At 59.4% G+C, this 234-nt stretch carries 1 pseudogene; it reads right to left on the reverse strand.

Going from position 1 to position 234, the window contains the following annotated elements:
• Position 1 precedes the first annotated feature (1 nt).
• A pseudogene (locus KVT34_RS31255) lies at positions 2-234 on the reverse strand (amidohydrolase/deacetylase family metallohydrolase); the annotation flags it as partial.

Here is a 234-nt window from a genome sequence, read left to right on the forward strand (position 1 = left end):
GCTACTGCACAAGCCGGAATACGGTGATATCCGCTTCGGCGCCTTCGCGGAGGGGACCGATTTCGTTTTCACGCTGAATGGCTTTGGCCGGGGCCACGGGGGACCAGGCTACCACCTGCTCCAGGGAATATCCCATCGCCAGAAGCTTCGTCATTGTGAGGGCGAGGCTGTAAACCGGACCACGCTCCAGGTTTTCCAGAGACAAGGGCGTGGAAATGGAGTACGGGTCGATTC

The sequence above is a fragment of the Paenibacillus sp. GbtcB18 genome (assembly GCF_019091125.1).
GTDB lineage: Bacteria > Bacillota > Bacilli > Paenibacillales > NBRC-103111 > Paenibacillus_F > Paenibacillus_F chitinolyticus.